This window comes from Gimesia sp., assembly GCF_048262075.1.
GTDB lineage: Bacteria > Planctomycetota > Planctomycetia > Planctomycetales > Planctomycetaceae > Gimesia.
Genome location: NZ_JBLXFK010000005.1, coordinates 240218 through 260990, shown reverse-complemented (window position 1 = coordinate 260990; position 20773 = coordinate 240218). Strand labels below are relative to the sequence as shown.

13 protein-coding genes are annotated in these 20773 nt (G+C 53.0%); 11 read left to right on the top strand and 2 right to left on the bottom strand.

Going from position 1 to position 20773, the window contains the following annotated elements; all coding sequences use genetic code 11:
• Positions 1–6 precede the first annotated feature (6 nt).
• The 9 genes from ACN0YH_RS12775 (at position 7) to ACN0YH_RS12735 (ending at position 14629) form a co-directional block, all read left to right on the top strand.
• A complete protein-coding gene (locus tag ACN0YH_RS12775; RefSeq protein WP_417379951.1) occupies positions 7–1695 on the top strand; it encodes a hypothetical protein in 1689 nt (562 codons plus the stop codon).
• Between the two features lie 21 nt (positions 1696–1716).
• Positions 1717–2394 carry a hypothetical protein gene (locus tag ACN0YH_RS12770; RefSeq protein ID WP_417379950.1) on the top strand — a complete coding sequence of 226 codons (678 nt, stop codon included), beginning with the start codon at positions 1717–1719 and terminating at the stop codon, positions 2392–2394.
• 36 nt (positions 2395–2430) lie between these two features.
• Complete coding sequence (locus tag ACN0YH_RS12765; protein ID WP_417379949.1) at positions 2431–4098, top strand: hypothetical protein; 1668 nt, start codon at positions 2431–2433, stop codon at positions 4096–4098.
• Between the two features lie 84 nt (positions 4099–4182).
• Complete coding sequence (locus ACN0YH_RS12760; RefSeq protein ID WP_417379948.1) at positions 4183–4530, top strand: PadR family transcriptional regulator; 348 nt, start codon at positions 4183–4185, stop codon at positions 4528–4530.
• Position 4531: 1 nt separating this feature from the next.
• A complete protein-coding gene (locus ACN0YH_RS12755) occupies positions 4532–5509 on the top strand; it encodes a permease prefix domain 1-containing protein (RefSeq protein ID WP_417379947.1) in 978 nt (325 codons plus the stop codon).
• Between the two features lie 84 nt (positions 5510–5593).
• Positions 5594–6862 (top strand): alpha/beta hydrolase, encoded by a 1269-nt coding sequence (locus ACN0YH_RS12750; protein ID WP_417379946.1) that lies wholly within the window; start codon positions 5594–5596, stop codon positions 6860–6862.
• Between the two features lie 171 nt (positions 6863–7033).
• Positions 7034–7432, top strand: a complete 399-nt coding sequence (locus ACN0YH_RS12745; protein WP_417379945.1) for a BlaI/MecI/CopY family transcriptional regulator — start codon at positions 7034–7036, stop codon at positions 7430–7432.
• Positions 7429–12087: a carboxypeptidase regulatory-like domain-containing protein gene (locus tag ACN0YH_RS12740; RefSeq protein ID WP_417379944.1), complete on the top strand. Its 4659-nt coding sequence runs from the start codon at positions 7429–7431 to the stop codon at positions 12085–12087. The genes ACN0YH_RS12745 and ACN0YH_RS12740 overlap by 4 nt, the downstream gene beginning before the upstream one ends.
• Before the next feature lie 118 nt (positions 12088–12205).
• A complete protein-coding gene (locus ACN0YH_RS12735; RefSeq protein WP_417379943.1) occupies positions 12206–14629 on the top strand; it encodes a carboxypeptidase-like regulatory domain-containing protein in 2424 nt (807 codons plus the stop codon).
• A gap of 74 nt (positions 14630–14703) precedes the next feature.
• Here the strand turns inward: ACN0YH_RS12735 and ACN0YH_RS12730 are convergent, their stop codons facing one another.
• Both ACN0YH_RS12730 and ACN0YH_RS12725 read right to left on the bottom strand, forming a co-directional pair.
• Positions 14704–15621: a hypothetical protein gene (locus ACN0YH_RS12730; RefSeq protein WP_417379942.1), complete on the bottom strand. Its 918-nt coding sequence runs from the start codon at positions 15619–15621 to the stop codon at positions 14704–14706.
• A 211-nt stretch (positions 15622–15832) separates the two neighbouring features.
• Positions 15833–18877: a PQQ-binding-like beta-propeller repeat protein gene (locus ACN0YH_RS12725; protein WP_417379941.1), complete on the bottom strand. Its 3045-nt coding sequence runs from the start codon at positions 18875–18877 to the stop codon at positions 15833–15835.
• 233 nt (positions 18878–19110) lie between these two features.
• Here ACN0YH_RS12725 and ACN0YH_RS12720 point away from each other — a divergent pair, with 233 nt between their 5' ends.
• Together ACN0YH_RS12720 and ACN0YH_RS12715 are read left to right on the top strand one after the other, a co-directional pair.
• On the top strand, positions 19111–19257 hold the full coding sequence (locus tag ACN0YH_RS12720) for a hypothetical protein (RefSeq protein ID WP_417379940.1): 147 nt from the start codon (positions 19111–19113) through the stop codon (positions 19255–19257).
• Between the two features lie 70 nt (positions 19258–19327).
• The gene (locus tag ACN0YH_RS12715) at positions 19328–20467 is read left to right on the top strand and encodes an FAD-dependent oxidoreductase (RefSeq protein ID WP_417379939.1); all 1140 of its coding nucleotides are present in this window, start codon (positions 19328–19330) and stop codon (positions 20465–20467) included.
• Positions 20468–20773: the final 306 nt, after the last annotated feature.

Below are 20773 nucleotides of genomic sequence, written 5' to 3'. Positions count from 1 at the left end.
TAGTTCATGAGTGGCCCGATTGAGCCGCAATGGAATCTGTTACCTGACGACCCGGAAGCATTTTTCGGGCTGACAGGCGAGTATGATCTGCGCGACCTGAAACGAAAATACAACTCCTACATCCGCCAGTTCAAGCCGGAACGGTTCCCCGAAGAGTTTCAAAGAATTCGTGCGGCGTTTGAACGACTGAATGATGCGCTGCGTTATCACGAGCGCCCCCGTTCTTCCAGCATCCAGCCCGATCTGCAGTTTGACTGGAATTCCCACAATCTGACAAAGCCGGAATCTCAGCCAGGCGACCTCCCCCCCGAACTGCAAGAGCCGCGCGAACTTCCCTGGCCGGATCACTCCCGTCCCCTTGAACGCAGCGATGGACTGTCATCCCAATCAGACCCTCAACGATTGCATGAGCGCATCAGCGACGAATCGCTGCCGGGCATTTTCGAGGATCTCAAACAAAAAGAAGAGAAAACCCCTTACGACTATTACACGCTGGCGGTCCTTTCAGATGTCCGGCAGGAGGAGACGCACGCGTTCGCTTACTGGTTACTGGAGGGGCTGCAGGCACATCCCGACGAGCCGGCGCTGTTTGAACTGCTGCGTCAGTACTTCGCCAACCAACCTGCGTCTGACGGACTCCCGGAACTGCTGGAAGCGACCTCGCGCGCGATTCGCACGGATCGGTTCTACTACCTGACCGAGCGGGCCTGGGATGAACTGCTGCGTCATGATTCGTTTGGTGATTTTCGCGAGCATCTGGAAACCTGTGAAGCAAATCTGCTGGATCATCGCATTGATCATATGCTGGTGTTTTATCTGCATATTTTAAAAACCGCAGTCTGGAAAGCCAGCGACCACTGGTTGCAGGAAAAATTTGCAGAGATCGAATCCCATTATGAGCGTCTGCCTTACTGGGCCGAAGAAGAAATTGATTTCCTGGAACAGATCAATCTATACCGCAGTCAGCGCAGCGAGTTTTTAGAGGGAGGCCCGGTACGGGCAATCATCGACCAGGCGATTTTCGACTATTGTACACAGAGGGAGTCGGATGCCGACCGGAGCTTCCTGGAATGTCAGAATCAACTGGTCTCACTGGAAGATGAGGTACTCCGCGAATTTGACGTCCCCGAACAAGACTTTGGAATCGCGCTCTATCTCTGGGAACGGATCTCATCTGATGTGCTGGAACGAATCGCAGAGGACCTGTACCCGGAACAGACCGAATCACTGGAAGTACAGTCACGTAAGCTGGGACATCGACTGTTGACCGAAGGGGTGGGAACCCGTTTTCGAATTTTCCACTACCTGTTTGGGATACTGGGCATCGGGCTCTTCGGAACGATCGGCCTGATGATCTACTACCTGATCTATATTCTGGATTCTTTCTGGACCAACCTCCTGAAAATTTTTGGGATTATTGTGGGCGATTTTGTGCTACTTCTGTTGATTGGCGCGTTCCAGGATCGGGTGCTCCGGAAATATTATCGCAGCTGGTGGCGTTTTGAAATCATGCGTTTTTACCAGACAAAATGGTTCCCCCTGCACGAGCTGGCTGACGAGCTGGAACAGCTGAAATCCATCAAAGTAGGAGACGAAGAGCGAGATGGGCTCGATAAAATCGCGGAAGCCATGCGAAAAGATGCCGGCCTGTTCCTGTACGTCAACGCGCAACGCCTGTTAACGGCCTGCCAGTAAGTTCGATCGGAAAGATCCCCCATGACTGTTTCGCCAAAACAGGAATACCTCAGCCAGGTACTGCAGATGAATCCACTGGATCAGCCGGCAGAAATCCTGATCCGCCGCAAACAGTTCCTGCAGCCACAGTCGGATAGTCGTCAGTTCGACACAATGAATACCAGCAATGAAGAACGCAAAGCCCAGACCCTCGAACAAATCAACTCTCTCCGCAAACACTTCTGGTCTTTCAAGTCTGGGATGATTGTGCAACAGTTGAATGAAATCGACCTTTCCGATTTTCCCGAACTGACGTTTGCCAGTGGGCGTCTGCGAAAAATCGCTACCTTACGCGAATCCTTTGCACGGCTGAAACATCGCTGTGAAGGCCATGAAGAATTCTATGAGCAGTTCTGCACGCTGGTGATTTCCTCTCCAGCCGAGGCCGAACGACTTCGCTCAGCCTCGTTTACCCGGCCGAAAGCGACTGAAGACGACTTTGAACTGGTCCGACCAGGAGATGATCGAAAAATTGCCCGCATCGTGCAACAGGAGTTTCCGGAACTGTATGCGCTGGAAAAAGACTGGCTCAATCAACTCGCGGCGACTTCAAAGAAATCAAATGCGATCAGATACATGGTCAGGACCTTATACACGTTGATCGCGATCACCGTCGGGATTTCAATATTGCTGTTATTTTATTTAGGTCTGGATTCGTGATTTTGCTGATGCAGTCGTTTTCAAAGGGAGCCTTTCATGAGTGATCCCGGTAATCCACAATGGGATCTGTTACCGGATCAACCTGAACCGTTTTTCGGTCTGTCTGGTGAGTACGACGTGCGTGATCTCAAGCGCACCTACAACGCATTTATTCGCAAGTTTAAACCGGAAAAATATCCGGAAGAATTTCAGAAGATCCGCGCGGCTTATGAACGTCTTAACGATGCGCTGCGATATGGAGAACGTTCACAGTCGCGCCCGGACGCAGCAGAAGTGCAGTTTAACTGGGCAGAGTTGCTGCAGGAACAACTGGAAGCAGAGTCCCCTGCGATCCGACCTGAACCGACTATGGATGCGAACACTCATGCCGAGGAGGCGGAACCCGTATTCCTCTCCGATGAGCAACCCTTGCATGAGCGGGTGAGGGCAGAACAGCTCGGGAAGCTGTACCAGGAACTGAAAACACTGCCGATAAAAACACCCTATGAATATTATGCACTGGCATTTTTATCCGATTTTCTGGAAGGCCATTCCCAGTCGTTCGCGATGTGGCTGCTGAAAGGGTTGAAAGCACACCCGGGAGATCCCGCGCTGTTTGAACTGCTGCATCAGTATTTTGTCACCAGTGATGCGCTGGAAGGACTTGAGGAACTGCTGGTCAACACCTCCCGCGTCGTACGTTCGGACCGGTTTTATTATCTGACAGAAAATGCCTGGGACCGCCTGCTGCGGGAAACTCCGTTTCATACATTCCAACACACGCTGACTGCCTGCGAAACGAATCTGCTTGATCACCAGGTCGATCACCTGCTGGTATTTTATATCCACATTCTCAAAGCGGCTCTCTGGAAAGCAGACGATGTCTGGCTGGCGTCGACGTTTTCACTGATTGAAACGAACCTGAGACGACTGCCTCCCTGGCTGGAGTATGAATTCCATTTCCTGGACCTGATCAGAGTTTATCAGCGAGAGCGGGAAGTGTTCCTGACGGGAGGGCCACTGCGCATCATCATCGATCAGGCAATTCAGGATTACTGTACCCAAAGCGAGCAGCAGGCGGATCAGAGTTTTCTGGAATGCCAGCAATTGCTGGTTTCACAGCGAAATGAACTGCTGGAAGAGTTCGATATTCTCAGTCCAGGCTGCGAAACCGTTCTGATTGTCTGGGAAAATATCGCCGAAGAAGTCTTCGAACGGATTAATACCGGATTCCATGAAACGTTTCCACAGACACTGGAACAACGCATACAGCAGTTGGTCGCGCAGTTGTCCGAAGAGAACAGTGGTGCCGATTATCGACGGTCCGTGAGAATTCCTCGGCTCGGCTTCCTGTTATTTCTCGCAGTTTCTGTCATGATTTCACTGTTCGGTCTGGCTTTCAAAGGGGATGCCATCAATGGCCCTTTTTTAATCATCGGCTGCCTGCTCATTCTAAATGGCATTGTATTCGTCATCTCCAGTCTGATTTCTGAACACGTCATCCGTGCTTTTTATGCCAGCTGGTGGCGACAGAACCTGATGCAGTTCTATCAGTCAGACTGGGTTCCCTTAGTGGCAGTCGCGTTACAGTTGAAAAAACTCAAGCAGAAAACTTATCAGCACAACAAGGCTTTTAATCTCGATCAGGTCGCCATCTTCATGATGCACGATGTCAGTCTGCACTTTTACGTGACCGCCCAGCGCCTGCTGACGGCCTGTGAGTAGCTTTTTTTGAATCTGAAACTTTTCCCTTGACATTCTAGGGGAACAAAGTGATACTCTTCCCTAAACATTCTTGGGGAGAGACGCATGGCAAAAAAACAGAAAGCCGATCTGCTGCAGGGGACGCTGGACATGCTGATCCTGAAAAGTCTGCTGGCCCAGTCACGGCACGGGTATGGCGTGGCGAAGTGGATTCAGGTCACCACAAAAGGCGCCCTGGAGATTGAAGAAGGTTCACTCTATCCGGCATTGCATCGGATGCAGAAACGAGGCTGGATCCAGTCGGAGTGGGGACTTTCAGAAAGTAACCGACGGGCGAAATTTTATGAGCTGACCGCTGCCGGCCGCGCCCAACTCAAAACCGAAGTCCTGTCCTGGTCTCATCTGGTTGATGCGATCGGCCTGGTTCTGAAATCCAATCTGGCGGAGGGCTGAAATGTTTCGTCACTGGTTTCGTACACTGATCTCGTATCTTCGTCTGCCTCTCATCGCCCATGCGGACCGTGAACTGCACGATCTCCGCGAAGAAATTGAATTTCATCTTTCATCCAGTGCAACAGACCATCACAGCGAAGGTATGGATCCCCGGCAGTCTCAGCAGACTGCGCTGGAACAGTTTGGTGATGTCAAAGCGGTTGTCGAGGATTGTTGCGATGTTTCTCTCTCCCGGCATTTGTTCTGGCATCGTCTGCATCAGTTGCTCACACTGGGACTGGTGGTTGCAATGGCCTGGCTGATCTGGATTTATTTCCCGTCTGAAAACCAACCGCCGCCCACCAGCACTCAACTGGCAGCTTCAGGATATCTGGAATCAGAAACCACCGGTGATATTAAAGGGACCGTGGTAGCCGAAGATGGTCGACCTCTCAGCGACACTCATATACTGGCCGTCGTCAAAACCTGGCCTCCCCACGGTTTTAGACAGAATTCTTTTACCGCAGTCACGCGTCCCGACGGGACATTTCTGATCGAAAATGTCTACCCGCCCGGTCAGGAATATGAAGTCCAGATCGCCGCCATCGCCGACGCGCATCTGCTGAAATCCGCATATATCTCAATGCGGACAGGCACCCTGGAACCCCTTCACTTTCAACTGACGAAATCCGCTGCCATGGTGCTGCACTTTGAATCGAACGCTGGAACTCCCCTGGCGGGTGTCAGCGCGTTTCCCTTTGAACGCACTGATCAAAGCGGTCAGGAGCATTGCATCTATTTCTGTAGCGCCCAGCCTGTGGTTCGACAATCGAACCAGGAAGGGAATCTATCCATGCCCCACTTTCTGCCGGGCGAACAGGTGACCGTTTACATACAGTTTCCCGGCGACGAATGGCAGACACGAGAGTTAACCGTTCCCACTGACAATCAGGCAGTGATTCTCACACCAGAACCTTCCAGTCGCTTAAATGACGGCTGAGGGAGACCGATTCTGATTTTGAACACTTAATCAATCTGTTGCGCAGAACGTACGCGCCGCCCCTTGATCAGAAAGAAAGAGACGATGATGAATCCCAGATACTATTTGACTTTGACCTGGATTCTGCTGATCCCATTCAGCATCAATGTTTCCTATTCCGCGGAACCGGAGGTACTGCTTAAGGACAGCTTCGAAACCGGTACCAGGGCCCCCGAAGGCTGGCAGAGCGGCTTCAATGTGCCCGGGGTCAGATATGTCTATGATAAAGGACGCGCAAAAACGGGAGACCGCAGCCTCTCACTGCAGAAATCCGCCCGCCGCTATTTCCCGATCGCGCAATGGTACCAACTGCTCCCTTATACCGGTCAGAAACAGAATCTCCAGGTCCAGTGTGAGGTGCGGGCCGAACAAGCCACCAAAGCCATCATTGATGCGCAATTTCTGGATGAGAATAAAAAAAGTCTCGGACATCAATGGCTCTGCTATATCGGTGCCAAACAATCCGGCGATCCTCCCGCCAGCCATAACTGGAAAACCTATACGGGCAATGCTGCCATTCCGGAGAAGACAAAACAGATTGTGATCGGCCTGCAGATCTATGGACCGGGGAAAGTCTGGTTTGATGATCTGGACGTCACGTTGACCGCTGGAGCCACTCCTGCGAAATCAGAAAAACCAGCGAATGCGATTGAGGTCCCACTCAACGGCGAATCTGGAGAGTATCTGCTGATCACACCGCAAGACAAACCTGACAATGAAAAACCGCACGCATTGCTGATCGTACTGCCCGGCGGTGACGGCTCGGCCGATTTTCATCCTTTTGTAAATCGGATCTTCGAAAATGCGTTGAGTGATGACTTCGTACTCGTACAACCGATTGCAAAAAAATGGACCGCCAATCCAAAAATCGTCTGGCCTACGAAAACCAGTCAGACTGCGAACATCAAATATACGACAGAAGAACTGATTGCCGCTGTGATTAAAGATGTCAGCAAAAAACAGAAAATCGATGCCAAACGAATTTATCTACTGGCCTGGTCTTCGGGAGGTCCCGCTGCGTACGCAGCTCTGCTCCAAAAAGAAACAGACATTGATGGCGCGTTGATTGCCATGTCCGTCTTCAAGCCGGACCAGCTCCCCGATCCTGCCAATGCAAAACAGCGCAGCGTCTATCTGCTGCATTCCCCCGACGACAGAGTCTGCCCTTACCGTATGGCTGAAGCAGCCCGAGATACATTTCAGAAGAAAGACGTGCGTGCCACTCTGGTCGACTATTCCGGTGGACATGGCTGGAAAGGAAACGTCTACGGCAATATTCGCCAGGGAATCGACTGGCTTGAGAAAGCAGACTGAGTGGCAGTTGCGTCCCGGAAGATTGCGAATGACACGAGCGCAGCAACTCGATCATCTAATTAATTAAAAGATTTCTTGACGAATGGAATCACCTCCAGTAATATCATCTAAAGAATTAGATGATTATTAGAGAGACGAGATTTTTCCGAACTTCGTTTGAGGAACTTTTTAATGGCGCGACCCGGCTCAGAACACCCGACCGAACTGGAACTGGAAATTCTGAAGATCCTCTGGGACGAGGCGCCGTTGCCCGTGCGTGACGTGCGGGCGCGGCTCGAAGCGCAGGCCGCACGACCGCTGGCTCACAGTTCGGTGATCACGACACTTAACATCATGTTTCATAAGGGGTTCGTGAAACGGAAAAAGGACGGCAAATCGTTTCTGTTTTCGCCGCGGCTGCAGAAAAAAACTGTCACCGGCGGTATCATCGGCGACCTGTTGTCGCGCGTGTTTGATGGCTCTTCCTCGGCGCTGGTCATGAACCTGATTGAGACCGCCGACCTGGATTCCGACGAACTCACGGCACTTCGCAAGCTCATCGCACAAAAGGCAAAGGAGCAACAGCAATGATCTGGAACACTCTCCTTGACCCCGCCTTGAGCAGTCGCCTCTGTCTGACGCTTCTACATTCGATCTGGCAGGTATCCCTGCTCGTGGGCCTGCTCTGGCTCGTCAATCGCTGCTGGCAGAAAAGCACCGTAGAGCGACTATATGTGTTGCACGTCGCGGCGTTGCTGTTCGCCATTCTCGCGATTCCGGTCACATTCATGCTCGTGGGTCCCTCCGCAGCGGAAACAGTGACTGTCACTCAGACTCCCGTTGAGAAAAAGAGTTACCTGCCACTGGCAGAGACGCGCAGCACCGCTGCGTCTCCCGTCATCCCTGACATGGCAGAGCACCTGCCAGAGAGAACGTTACAAAAATCAGAAGTGAAAACGGCGTTCCCCGTAGCCGATATTCCGCCAGCGAAAACCAAGGCGTCTCCCGCATCTCGATCACAGGACTGGCTTTGGCTGGCACCCTGGATCATTGCCTGCTACGTCGCGGGAGTCGCCTTGATGCTGGCGCGTCTGATCGTCTCCAGTATTCGCGTGCAGCGACTCGGCGCAACAGCGGAGCGAATTACCACCGGTCCGCTCGTCAACTCCTTGCGCTACCTTGCTCAGAAATGGTCGATGAAAGTGACTCCCGTCCTGGCCCGCAGCGAGCAGATCATCGTGCCCCGCGTGACCGGTATCCTGCGACCGATCATCCTTCTGCCTGCCTCTGCCATCAATGGACTCACTACCGACGAACTGGAACTGATCCTCGCGCACGAACTGGCACATATCCGCCGTTTCGATTTATGGATCAATCTGCTGCAGCGGTTCACCGAAGCGATTCTGTTTTTCAATCCCGCACACTGGTACCTGAGTCACCGCATCAACATGCTGCGGGAATACTGTTGTGATGAAATGACCTGCCACCTGAAAATCGATTCCACTTCCACGTTCGAATCGCGCGTGAATTATGCGACGGCGTTACTGCATGTCGCGGAACTGGCAAAACGCAACATGTCCAGCAGCGATCTGACGACTCTGGCAGCCAGTGGAAAGTCCCCTTCAGAAATCCGCCGTCGCGTGGCCCGACTGTTTGGTGAATCCCTGCAGGAGCCACTACCGGTCTCGCGCGGCGGCTTTTTCGGTCTGTTGATTCTGGGAGCGGCGCTGGCGATTGTCGGTCTGGTCTCTCCTTCAACGGCGCAGACGAAAACACCAGATGACGAACTGAAACAACCAGCAGGGTCGAAACCGGTCGAGAAAGTTGTTCCTCAGAAAAAACCAATTCTATACGGCCGCATCACCGACGTTGAAGGAAAGCCGATCCCGGATGTCGAAGTCCAGCTCTACAGTGGCATGCCCACGCGATTTCGAGGTCAGAAAACAACCACCGCTGCAGATGGCAGATACCGGTTTGACCCTCTCAAAACAGGGACAGCGATCATCACCGGTGATCAGCCTCAAGAGAGGAGTGCTTATCGTCACGTCGGAATGCAGTTCGATCATCCTGAATATGTACCCGCCGATGGTCAATCGTGGCGTGACCTTAATGTATTACTCAAAAATGTGTCGCTTAAAGAACCTGAAAAGAAAGAGTTTAATCTGAAAATGACGCGCGGCGGTTTCATTAAGGGAACTGTCGTCGATCCCAAAACCGGCAAACCGATGCCTGACCTGGATCTGAGAATTGGCAATCTGTTCTTCCTGAATGACAAACGCAATTGGTTTATGGTCTACACGACCACCGACGAAGCTGGTCAGTTTACGACAGCGCCCCTGTTCCCGGGGAAACACCTGATCGAAATTAATGACTCTAATTTTTCAAGCGAATATCGCTACCCGAAAATCGGCAGTGCTCAGGTGGAAGCCGGGAAAACGACAACACTTCAGCTGACCACGAATGCAGAAAAGATATATCAGGACCCGTTTCAAATCACAGGCACCGCAAAAGGTGAGGACGGCAAATCGATGGTCTATGGTGGCGTCGGCATTCGTCTTTCGAACAACGACAAGCACCTCCGCACCCGCGGGGGTGGCATCGACGGAACAAACGGCTTCGGCATTCGCTTTGGTCCCATCGACCGCGACGTGGCATCCGAGACTGCTCCCTATGGTGTGGGGACACACGACGTCGAACTGTTCGGCGAAAATCGACGCTTCGGTTACAAGCTCATCAGCCGCACGCCCTCCGAACCACTGCGGATTACCGATGATCCGAACCAACCGGAACTGGAAGACGGTATCCGTTATATTCACCCCGACAAACCGGTCCATTTCGAACTGGTCTTAGCCCGGGATCTGGAAATGACGCGGGACTTCAGGCTCAACGTCGTTGACCCCGCTGGTAAACCGATTCCCAATACCACCGTAGAAATTCGCAGTGATCCCGCTCCCGCGGCCGATCAGATCATCAAAGGTGAGTTCCTGCGAGACGCGACCTATGGACCGTTTGTGAAAACGAACGACAAAGGCGAACTCCGCTTTCGCATTCACCACCACATGAAGCGGTTCAACCTCAGTATCAAAAAACCGGGTTATGCTCCATACTGGGCCGGCTGGAGTTCCATTGAACACCCCGAAGACATCCCCGAAAAATTTACTGCGATGCTGGACAAAGGCTGGACGGTTGGCGGCGTGATTGTAGATGAATCGGGAAAACCCATTGAAGGCGCCAAAGTTTCACCCAGCGTGAATTTCAAAAAACGGCCTGGAGATACCAGTCAGCTCGGAGTCGGTACGAAAATCAAAACCGATGCCAACGGTCGCTGGCATTTCGACTATGTCCCCGCTTCCAAAGCAGAAGTGTATCTTTCCGTAGATCACCCCGACTATCGTCCCTGGCGAAAACGTGTGGCCCGCAGTGAATTTGAAGTGAAAGCCAATGCCAGCTCCTCAGCCAAAATCATCCTGAAAGAGGGGCTGAACATCACCGGCAGCGTGACGGATGAGAACGGAAAACCGATCGCCGGCGCGCTGGTCCGCACGAAGTTCATGAATGACATTCGCAAAGCGACCACAGATGAGTTTGGCGTCTACCTGATCACCGGCTGCGAACCCCGGGTGACGCGCGTCGCCGTTTCCGCGAATGGTCGTGCTCCGGAAGTTCAGGATGTGCGCGTGGAACCTGATATGACCCCAGTTGACTTCTCATTGAAGCCGGGCGGAAAAGTTCGCGTGCGTGTGGTCGATGAAAATGGGAACGGCATCCCCAAAGCACGCATCTTTTTTCAAAGCTGGCGGGGGAAGTGGGTTAATAATTTTGAGTTCGATGATGTGAACCAGTACGCCGATGAAAATGGTGTCTGGGAATGGGACGAAGCGCCCCTCGATTCATTCAAGGTGGATATCTGCCGCCCTGGCGGGATGCAACTCACCAATCAGAAATTGCTGGCACGTAAAAAAGAATACGTGTTCCAACCACCCAAAGCGTTAGTGATTTCAGGAAGTGTCGTCGACGCAAACACAAAGCAGCCTGTCAAAAGGTTCCGCGTCACACCCGGAGTTCAAAGAGACGATTCAACGTCCAGCCTGTTCTGGAAAACGTCTTACAGTTTTGAAGCCTCTGATGGCAAATACCTGATTCGCATTACGCGTGACGAGCCGGCCCACTTTGTACGAATTGAAGCAGACGGTTATGAGGTCGCTACTTCACGTGCTTTCAAACCCGACGAGAAAAGTGTGCCGTTCGATTTCGCTTTGAAACCTGCAAAAGATATTGCCGCCACCATTCTGACAGCAGACGGTAAACCTGCCGCGGAGGCAGAAATTGCCGTCGGGATAGTGGGTTCTCAGATCATGATCAAGAACGGCAGGATTCGTAACATTTCAACGTATGCCACGCAGTTAAAATCTGACACCAAAGGCTTCTTCAGTATTCCGCCCCGAACGGAACCCTTTCAACTGATCATTCTGCATCCTGATGGCTTCGCACACCTCAAGTCGGAAGCAGGTCCGATTCCCGATCCCGTCAAGCTCACTCCCTGGGCGCGACTGGAAGGAACATTCCGCGTGGGGAAGGACATCGCCCCGCATGTCGACCTGACACTGTTTGGTAACGGCTTCAATCTCTACGGCGACAAAGAGCCGCATATTCACACAGAGACTGAAACCAAAACCGATGAAAACGGCCGTTTCGTTTTTAACCGGGTCTTTCCCGGCAAATGCCGCGTGGGGCGTGAAATCACTATGATGGTGAATGAGGGAACGAGCGAGGTGACATCGTCACATCGGGAAAAGGTAGAATTATTCGCAGGAAAAACCACGACCCTCAATCTGGGGGGCACAGGGCGGCGGATCGTCGGTCAACTGGCGCCCGCTACCGGTTATACCGGCAGGGTTATCTGGAATTTGAATTTGCTCCAACTCCAAGGTACCCTCCCACCCCCACCAGAACCGCTGACAAAAGCAGAGGATTTAAAAGATCCTGAGCGGTACGAAGCCTGGCGTCTTGAGTATGAAAAGTACCTGCAGCTGCAGACAGACAATACCTACTTCTCGGCCAGTATCGGCGACGATGGTGCATTTCACATCGACGATGTACCACCAGGAAACTATGACTTAAAGATGTGGTTGCATGACAATCCCGCCGGCAGATTGAAAGACGTTCATGTTTACGTACCACCGTCCGATGGGGAGAATACAACAAAGCCCATCGATCTGGGTATACTGACGCTGGAGAAAAAATAACCATGCTACCGGTTTTCGCTTCCATTTTCGTCTGTAGAAATACAACATTTTCTTGACCTCGTCTACACGATTGAATATTGTGCATAGACATCTGTTACAGATCGCGCATAGTGAAATCATGGCAGCACTTACTCGATCGCCTGATGATATTACTCCGGCTGAATGCGACGGAATCAATTCAAAATCAGCCGTGCTCCACGTTGATCGCTTCCAACCAGGTGAATTCATGATTATTTTTGATACCCCGCCGTACCGACCGTTATCGAAAGCCGTTTCCGATGTGCCTCGACACGGGATTCCACTCAAAGACTTTCGAATTCTAACGGGGCTGATCATCCTCTTGAGTCTGATCGCGGGAATTCAACCCCTCCATCTGGCGAGCGCGCAAGACAAGAAGAGCCCAAAACCCGCTGCGGACAAAGACTGGACCGTGGGGGGTATCGTTGTTGACAAAGCGGGACAGCCTGTCGCCGGTGCGAAGATCTCGGTGGATGTGCGCAGCTATAGACGGAATAAAGATGTCAGACGACCGGCTGTCAACACGAAAATCGTGACGAACGCAAAGGGGGAATGGCAGTTCGATGATGTCCCTGCTTCCGAAGCGGAAGTTTTCATCGCCATCAATCACCCCGAGTATGGTCCCTGGCGAAAACGGATCAACCGCAGTGTCTTCGAAGTGAAAGCCGATACAAGTCCTTCCGCCAAAATCACACTGGAGCAGGGTTTGAATATCACTGGCAGTGTAACGGATGAAAACGGCAAACCTGTCGGCGGCGCACTGATTCGTACCAAGTTCCTGAATGAAATTCGCGAAGCAGAAACGGACGAGTTTGGCGTCTACCTGCTCAGTGGTTGCGAACCTCGCGTGACGCGTGTTGTAGTATCCGCAAAAGGTCGTGCATTAGAAATGAAAGAAGTCCGCGTTGCCCCGGAGATGGAACCGGTCGACTTTGTTCTCAAGCCCGGCGGTAAGATCCGAGTGCGCGTCGTCGATGAAGACGGGAAAGGGATTCCCAAGGCACGCATTTTTTTCCAGCGCTGGCGTGGCAGAATCGATTATTTTGAGTTCAACCATGTCAGTCAATATGCCGACAAAAATGGCGTCTGGGAATGGGATGAAGCCCCCCTGGATGAATTCCAGGCCGACATTTATCGTCCCGGCGGAATGCAGCTCTCCAAAGAACCACTCGTCGCCCGCGAGAAGGAATATGTCTTCACTCCGCCCCCGGCACTGGTGGTTTCGGGTCACGTGATTGATGCCAAGACAAAACAACCGATCAAACAGTTTCATGTCACTCCCGGCCTGCGCAACAGCTATCCTCGCCTCGGAATGGATTGGAGCCCCCGCGACGATATTGATGCGACCGATGGAACGTACCGCATTCGCCTGAAACACGGATATTCTGCGAATCTGGTGAAAATTGAAGCCGCCGGTTATCAGCTGGCGATCTCGCGTGATATCAAAACCGACGAGGGAGAAATCGAGATTGATTTTGCCCTGGAACCGGCAACAGACATCGCTGCGACCCTGATGACAGCAGCGGGGAAACCGGCGGCGGGCGCGAAAATCGCCCTTGGTGTCGCCGGCTCGCAGATCAGCGTTGAGAATGGTGAAATTTATGACGGTTCGACATATGCCACACAGCTCAAGTCGGATGCAAAAGGGCATTTCAGCATTCCGGCACGGACAGAACCATTCCAGCTGATGATCACGCATCCGGCGGGTTACGCGCACCTCAAATCGGAACAAGGGGCGATACCGGAAACCGTCACACTCACCCCCTGGGCACGCATTGAAGGAACGTTTCGTGTCGGCACGAAGCCGGTTGCGCGAGTCCCGCTCACCATCTTCAGTAATGTGACCCCGTCTTACGGCGAAGGCGTTCCGAATATCTTCACCCACCACGACACGACCACGGGGAAAGACGGTCGTTATGTGTTTGAGCGTGTCTTTCCGGGACACGGACGCATTAACCGCCGCATCATGTTGACCGTCAACGCAGGCGCCACCGAACCCACTTCGTCGGTCCGAGTACCCGTCGATTTTGTCGCCGGAGAAACGATCTCGCTGGACCTGGGAGGCACCGGGCGACCGGTTGTGGGCAAACTCGCAGCGCCTGTCAATCACACGGGTGAAGTACTTTGGGCATTTGCGATGGTTGACGCACATCGGTATTTAGAGCCACCAGCGGGTATGTTATCGATAGAGGCGGTTAGGAAAGACCCCCTGCACTTTCGCAACTGGGTACGGGCCTGGAGAAAATCGCCCACATATGAAGCGGAGAAAGTGGTCTATCAGAGATACAAAGACGCACGCAGTAAATTACTGACCGATTCTCCCAGTCTCACCGCGAGCATTGCCCGCGATGGATCGTTCCGTATCGACGATGCGCCGCCGGGAGACTATCTCCTGAAAGTCACCTTCAGAGAGCGAAAGCATGCCGCGGGCAGCTTAAGCGATGTCCACTTTACCGTTCCGCCTGTGAAAAATGGATATAGCGCTGAACCCGTCGATCTGGGCACCCTGACGCTGGAGAAATAATAACCGCGCGGCATTGAGCAGATGAATGTCAGCTTCTTTAATTTGCAATACCGCTGGGTGGCGACCTGCGATATTTACTCTGCGACGCGGGTGAGGCGTGTTACCGGCCCCCGCTCGATGATCCGTGACCGGGCAGGTAGATCGAGTGCCTCCAATGCAAACGTACTCTCCTCAATGGTGGCATTCGGCTTGATCGTATTGAATTCCAGCTCCCACTTTTTGTGGGCGATGTAAGAGACCTCAATCATCTTCTTGACGCACCAGATACCATCGATTTGCGTCCAGTCTAAATCATGCGACGTCATCAGTTTTCCCTGCGGGTTTTCATAGCGATAGCTGCCTAAATGAAAACCGTCTTTTTTTCGAAACAGCAAATCGACTTTTCCTGCCTTCCCCTGTCTGCCAACCAGATATCCTGCTGCGATGTCTCCTTGTGGTGTATAGGAACAGAAAAGCCTGTCACGACCCAGGTTTTCGATTACCATGAGAGGGTAGCAGGCTTCCCGATCGAGGTGGGCAATATCCCAGGGAAAATGAAAGATCTGCGGAGACACAATGCCTGATCGCGAAGCACGGGCAGGAAACAGCTCGCCAGCGGCCCCGGTCACAGAAATTCGCGGTGAGAAATAACTGCTCGCAAGCGTACTGCCATCAAACAGAATCACGCGGCGTTGATACGCTTCCTGCGGAATCGCACGACGCTGATATGGTTCCTGAAGAGTCGTAAATTCCAGGTTGAGATAATATCGCGCCCCGTTGCACTTCGCTGTAATTTTCGCTTCCCTCAACAGAGGAAAGTCATCACCTGCAATGTCATATTCCCGGAAGCGCCCTTGGGCTGCATAACTGCGCAGCTGCGTTGTTACTTCAGTACTGATTTTGACGAGCTTATCAAGAGCGTCCTGATCCTCGGTGGAGACTGGTTCTTCAGCAACAGCCGTCGAACAACAGAGTGAGAGCAGGCAAACACATGTCGTTAAGCGATAATACATCAGAGAATCCCCCCCGTCTGGTAAGATGCCAGACCTGTAATAGTACGATGGACCAGTTCAACACTTTCGATCGTATGCAGGGGGGCTCAGTGTACCAGAATCGATCTTACCGCAACAAGACCGTTTCTACCCTGAATATTTTAATGTAGAAGCGAACCTGTTCTCGCGAGAAGTCTCCGGCGGTGGAGAATTCCTGCTCTGTTTCGAAAAACTATTTCACCGTCTGAGTTTCCAGCGCGAACCAGGATTTATTCAGATAGCTGCAACTGCAGGCGGCGGAGGCATCGGGGACGAGCACCAGACCGCCGGCGGGAATGGCGTTGATCCAGCAGCCGGGACGGACGCCTCCGTAGTTTTCGATGCTGTCGTTTTTATTGAAGTCGAAATACCCCAGCGTCGCCGACCGGAAGAACATCATGTTTTCGCAACTGGCAAGAATGCCACAGCCGTAAGAACGTTTGAAGTTAAAAGGCTGGGGCTTACCCGATTTCAGATTCCAGGCGCCGCCCTGTGCATACACGGTGTTTCCGTTAATCAAGGGCCGTGATCTGTAGTTCGCTTTCGCCTCCCAGGTTTTTTCTCCCGTCGTACTGTTAAAGACACTCAACCGGCCTCCCTTTTCGGAGGAGAGTCGGAAGCTCGTCGGCTGATAGCTCATCAGCAGCGCATCGTTCTCGGCACTGACGGCGATCATCGTACCATAGATGTCTTCTTTGTTTTTCCACAAGACGTAGCCATCGTGAATGCTCAGGCACAACAGTTGACCGGTGGCATGTTTGGCGGTTTTGGGAATCGGCTTACTGCGCGTCTCTTTCGTGCGATCAAAATCGGCCAGCGGACGATCGATCAGATACAGCTTCTCGTTGGCAATCGCAATCGCGTTATGTCGAATCGAATCTTCCGGCTCGTACTGCCATTTCAGTTTCCTGGTTTTTGTATCAAAGGCAAACAGCCGGGTTGATTCTGTCAACTGTTTCGTCATATCTCCGGTCGTCGCATGATAGCGATACGCGACCACATGACTCGGATCTGCGGCGGTGCCGATTAACATACCGTCGTGCCAGGCAATATATCCCCATGGTTGTTTCGTTTTCTCTGCTTTGGGATCATCTGAAGGAGGGACATCGTATGTATGCAGCAGCTCTCCCGTGGCAGCGTCCAGTTGATAACAGTGTTCCTCATGACGGATAAATACGGAATCGCCTCCCAGGCAATAATTGCTGCCGGTTCCCGAAGCGCCCATCAATTCATCCCCATCGTAGGCGGCCAGCACGCCCTCGATTTTAAACCGCCACAGTTCATGACCGTTATACGCATCCACTGCCAGCAGACCATGATTGCCTTCATGAAACAGGCGCCCTTTTGAATACAAGGGAGCTGGCCCGCGCCCATGTCTGGAGGGAATGACGAAATCGAAATCCCGATACCACAACATGCTTAACTGGCCGTTAACCAGTTTATCGTTACTGCATAGCGTGTTGGCCGCATCCGCATATTGATGCGTCCATTCGCCGGCACCCTCAATCGCGCCCCGCTTCTCGATTTTCATATTTCCAGGTTTCCCCAGACAGATGACGCCGCCATAAGGGCGCTGCAAGCGTTTGAGCTCCTGCCTGGAAATCGCGGCGGGGTCCTCTGAAAGGGATCTCCCGGAGACGACCAGGTTGGCTACTTTATTCGGCGTATTGGTTTGATCCAGCGACCGCTGCAGCACTGTGACGCGCGATCCATACACGCCTGCCGCCGTCAGTTTCTGACGTGCCAGCGCGACCAGCTCCGGGTCAGCTTCGATGGCGAGAATCCGCAACTGCGTGCGGGTCGCCAGTTCAAACGCCAAGGCGCCATCACCACAGCCTACATCAAAACAATAACCTTTCTCAATGCCGGTTCGTTTGATGATTTCCGCCGCCGCCCGGGCAGCCGTTGAATCAGCAGGGTAAGGTGACTTCTTCACTTGCGCGTCGTTATCGGAAGCGGGTACTGCCGTTTTATCACCGAATGCATAAAGCGTCCCGCGATCGGTGCTGACCAGCAGACGTGCGTTGCTGGCCGCCAGTCCGTAAGCGGTGCCTTCCACCGGCGAAGACCAGAGAGGTTTACCGGTTTCCAGATCAATGGTCTCAATCAGATTGTTCGCGCCAGATACAATTTTATCGCCCGCGATAATCAGCGCGGCACTGGGCTGAATCTGCTTGACGGTCCAGATCTGTTTCAACGCTTTTCCTCGCACCAGCTTGCCTTTGCGGTCCGGGTTTTCCGTATCGATCCATTGATAGCGGGAAATGCTTCCCCGGCTCGCCTGCACCAGGCCGTCCGGTGTTGCCACTGTGGGACCAGGTGCGGACTTGGCGATGGCTTCCCCGTCGGCTGCTTTAAATACCACGCCGCTGTTCAGAAACAGATCGCCGGCGACAATCGTATCGCCGCCCCCCTGTGCCCGGTTTTTCTGCAGGTGAAAATATTCGAATTGACCGGTCAGGCGATTCATCGACGCAGGTACGGCGCGACCGGCGGGCACGAGCAGATGATCTCCGGCGACGGCCAGATATCCCTGAGCAGAGATGCCGCTGTTGGCATCGGCGCCCCCGTGTGGCTGCGGCATATAAATCTGGCCTGAGTCCGTATTGGACCAGACCGGCTTTCCTGTTTTCGCATTCAAAGCATGCAGAAAGATTCCATCGCTGGGCCAGATTCCAGCGGCATAGTACACGGTATCATCGACGACGACTGCCGCGCCACGGGCAGGCCATTTGGAAATCACACGTTCGTTCCCCACCACCATATCCGCACGCGGCCCGCCCCGATGTTTCCACAATAGACTTCCCTCTGCGACACTCAATGCATAAAGATGGCCATCATCACTGGTCACCAGCAGTTGGTCCCGCCAGACCGTGGGGGCAAAGCGCACAGGACCTTCGGTGAAATATTCCCACACCGGTTTTCCGGTCTGCAGGTCGACCGCCTGAATTTTTCCGGTCACACTGTCGCCAAAGAAAACCCGATCATCGGCGATGACACAATGATTTACACGGTCATAAGTCAACCGCGTACTCCGAGGCCAGGCGGACTGAATGGCATGCGAATTCTGAATACGCCACTGCAGCGCCAGTTCTCCAGGCAGGTCGTCTGTTGTGAACCCGCTTCGTTGGGAATCGGCCCGGTAAGCGGGCCAGTCGGCTGCCTGCACCCGTTGTTCCACCTGACAGACTGCCAGACAACACGTAATAAATAATAGAATGGCTCTCAGGTTTTTCATGCGTAATCGTTCCTGCTGCGGAATCAGTCAGTGTCAAAGTCGACCTGTTCGGAATCGTATGGCTTTGCAGCCTGCGTTTCAGCTCCGTCATTTCTACAAAGCTCTCCTGGCGAGTGTACCACTCTTCAAACCCTCGTGAAACTGCAGACGACTGTTGTTTATCGCACTCTGTTCAGGATTCACGCTATGTTGAATTTGTGATGAATAAGCTATGAAAATTCTCAGTATAACTCATGAAGAAAGCAGATGAATTGGATTTTTATAACGGCACTCATCGAGGGATGAGCGTTCGCGCCGTTCCCATTGATCGCCCCCACAAAGAACGCGTCTGGAATAAACGACTGAGCGAAATCATTTTCGTGTTTTTTCTCGCACGGTAACACACCGGTCTGCTACAGTACACAAACGCACAAACTTAATCATGGGCCCCCTTTGGGGAGAAAAGGTGATATGCGGATTTTAATTGTCGGCGCCGGCATCGGTGGCATGACGCTGGCGGCGTTGCTCAAACAGCGGGGTCTGCAGCCGACGCTGATAGAACGGGCTGCCAACTTCGATCACGCGGGTTACATGCTGGGGCTCTGGCCGCTCGGTTATCGGGTGCTGCATGGATTAGGTCTGTACGATAAATTCGCCGCCGACTGTGTGGAGTGCAAAGATTACGAAGTCCGCGACAATCACGGCGAACTCGTCAAGCACTGGTCGATGGCTCCCATCGCGGATCGATTCGGTCCGAACCTGAGCTGCACGCGTCCGCAACTGGTGAAGCTGCTGCATTCTGCGCTCGACGGCGTCGACCTGCGGTTCAACACGTCCTTTCAATCTGTAAGTCAGGCAGGAGAGGAAGTCGCCGTCCAGTTCAGTGATGGTAAGATTGAAACCTTCGACCTGGTGGTGGGCGCGGACGGCCTTCATTCCAAAGTTCGCCAGCAGGTGTTCGGCGAACAGCCTTATTATCACACGCACTGGGGAGGCTGGGTCTGGTGGGTCGATCCCGCGCAATTGCCGCAGGAAACGTTCATCGAACACTGGGGCGCGGGGCGGTTCTTCGGCATCTACCCGACCAGAGACGGAGCCGGCGTGTATGCCGGCGCACCGGTGGCCGGGGAGTTCGGCGAACAGGGACCGGGGCGCGGCGACCGCATCCGCGCGCAATTTGCCGGCATGGGAGAACTGGTTGATACCTGCCTGGAGGCCCTGCCCGACGACAGCGAAGACCTGTTCTTCTGGAAACTCTCGGACGTCCGCTCCAAAGACTGGGCGCGCGGACGCGTGGTGCTGCTGGGAGATGCGGCCGCCGGTTTCCTGCCGACCGCGGGCATCGGCGCCTCGATGGCGATGGAGTCCGCCGCTGTACTCGCCGATGAACTCTCCCGCACGAACAACCAGTTCGTCGAACACGCACTGTCGCTGTATGTCAAACGCCGCAAACAGCGCGTGGAGAGCACGCAGAACGACTCACGGCATCTGGCCAAAATGATGTTCATCAAATCCGCCACCGTCGCCCACATCCGCGATGTCGCCACGAAATTTTATTCCCTCGAACAACTGGCCAGCTCGATTGCCAAAGCCTTTGACGAACCGATTTGACAGAGAGCCACAGCATGCACCACCGCGGCCAGCTGCTTTAGTTGTTCCGACTCTCGGATGTGGAATCGCTGCCGGAAGGGGATGGTTTTCAGCTGGGAAAACCGGACGAAACGGGGATGAAATAGGATTCAGAAAATAAAAAAAATGCTGTCTAAAGTTGACATAGAAGAAACATTTTTACACTATGTGTAATGACACTTGGAAATGTTGGTATTTTGAAAGTTTGTAGAAAATGGTCATACACATGTGATACATATTTATGGTCTGAACTGACTATTCGACTTCGGCGTCTATTATTTCACTCCC

What these genes read in the sequence shown, in the direction of transcription:
- ACN0YH_RS12760 (WP_417379948.1), top strand. Translation starts at nt 4,183, where the DNA reads ATGGCAAAAAAACAGAAAGCCGATCTGCTGCAGGGGACGCTGGACATG.
- ACN0YH_RS12735 (WP_417379943.1), top strand. Translation starts at nt 12,206, where the DNA reads ATGGCAGCACTTACTCGATCGCCTGATGATATTACTCCGGCTGAATGC.
- ACN0YH_RS12720 (WP_417379940.1), top strand. Translation starts at nt 19,111, where the DNA reads ATGAAGAAAGCAGATGAATTGGATTTTTATAACGGCACTCATCGAGGG.
- ACN0YH_RS12765 (WP_417379949.1), top strand. Translation starts at nt 2,431, where the DNA reads ATGAGTGATCCCGGTAATCCACAATGGGATCTGTTACCGGATCAACCT.
- ACN0YH_RS12740 (WP_417379944.1), top strand. Translation starts at nt 7,429, where the DNA reads ATGATCTGGAACACTCTCCTTGACCCCGCCTTGAGCAGTCGCCTCTGT.
- ACN0YH_RS12770 (WP_417379950.1), top strand. Translation starts at nt 1,717, where the DNA reads ATGACTGTTTCGCCAAAACAGGAATACCTCAGCCAGGTACTGCAGATG.
- ACN0YH_RS12745 (WP_417379945.1), top strand. Translation starts at nt 7,034, where the DNA reads ATGGCGCGACCCGGCTCAGAACACCCGACCGAACTGGAACTGGAAATT.
- ACN0YH_RS12725 (WP_417379941.1), bottom strand. Translation starts at nt 18,877, where the DNA reads ATGAAAAACCTGAGAGCCATTCTATTATTTATTACGTGTTGTCTGGCA.
- ACN0YH_RS12750 (WP_417379946.1), top strand. Translation starts at nt 5,594, where the DNA reads ATGATGAATCCCAGATACTATTTGACTTTGACCTGGATTCTGCTGATC.
- ACN0YH_RS12775 (WP_417379951.1), top strand. Translation starts at nt 7, where the DNA reads ATGAGTGGCCCGATTGAGCCGCAATGGAATCTGTTACCTGACGACCCG.
- ACN0YH_RS12755 (WP_417379947.1), top strand. Translation starts at nt 4,532, where the DNA reads ATGTTTCGTCACTGGTTTCGTACACTGATCTCGTATCTTCGTCTGCCT.
- ACN0YH_RS12730 (WP_417379942.1), bottom strand. Translation starts at nt 15,621, where the DNA reads ATGTATTATCGCTTAACGACATGTGTTTGCCTGCTCTCACTCTGTTGT.
- ACN0YH_RS12715 (WP_417379939.1), top strand. Translation starts at nt 19,328, where the DNA reads ATGCGGATTTTAATTGTCGGCGCCGGCATCGGTGGCATGACGCTGGCG.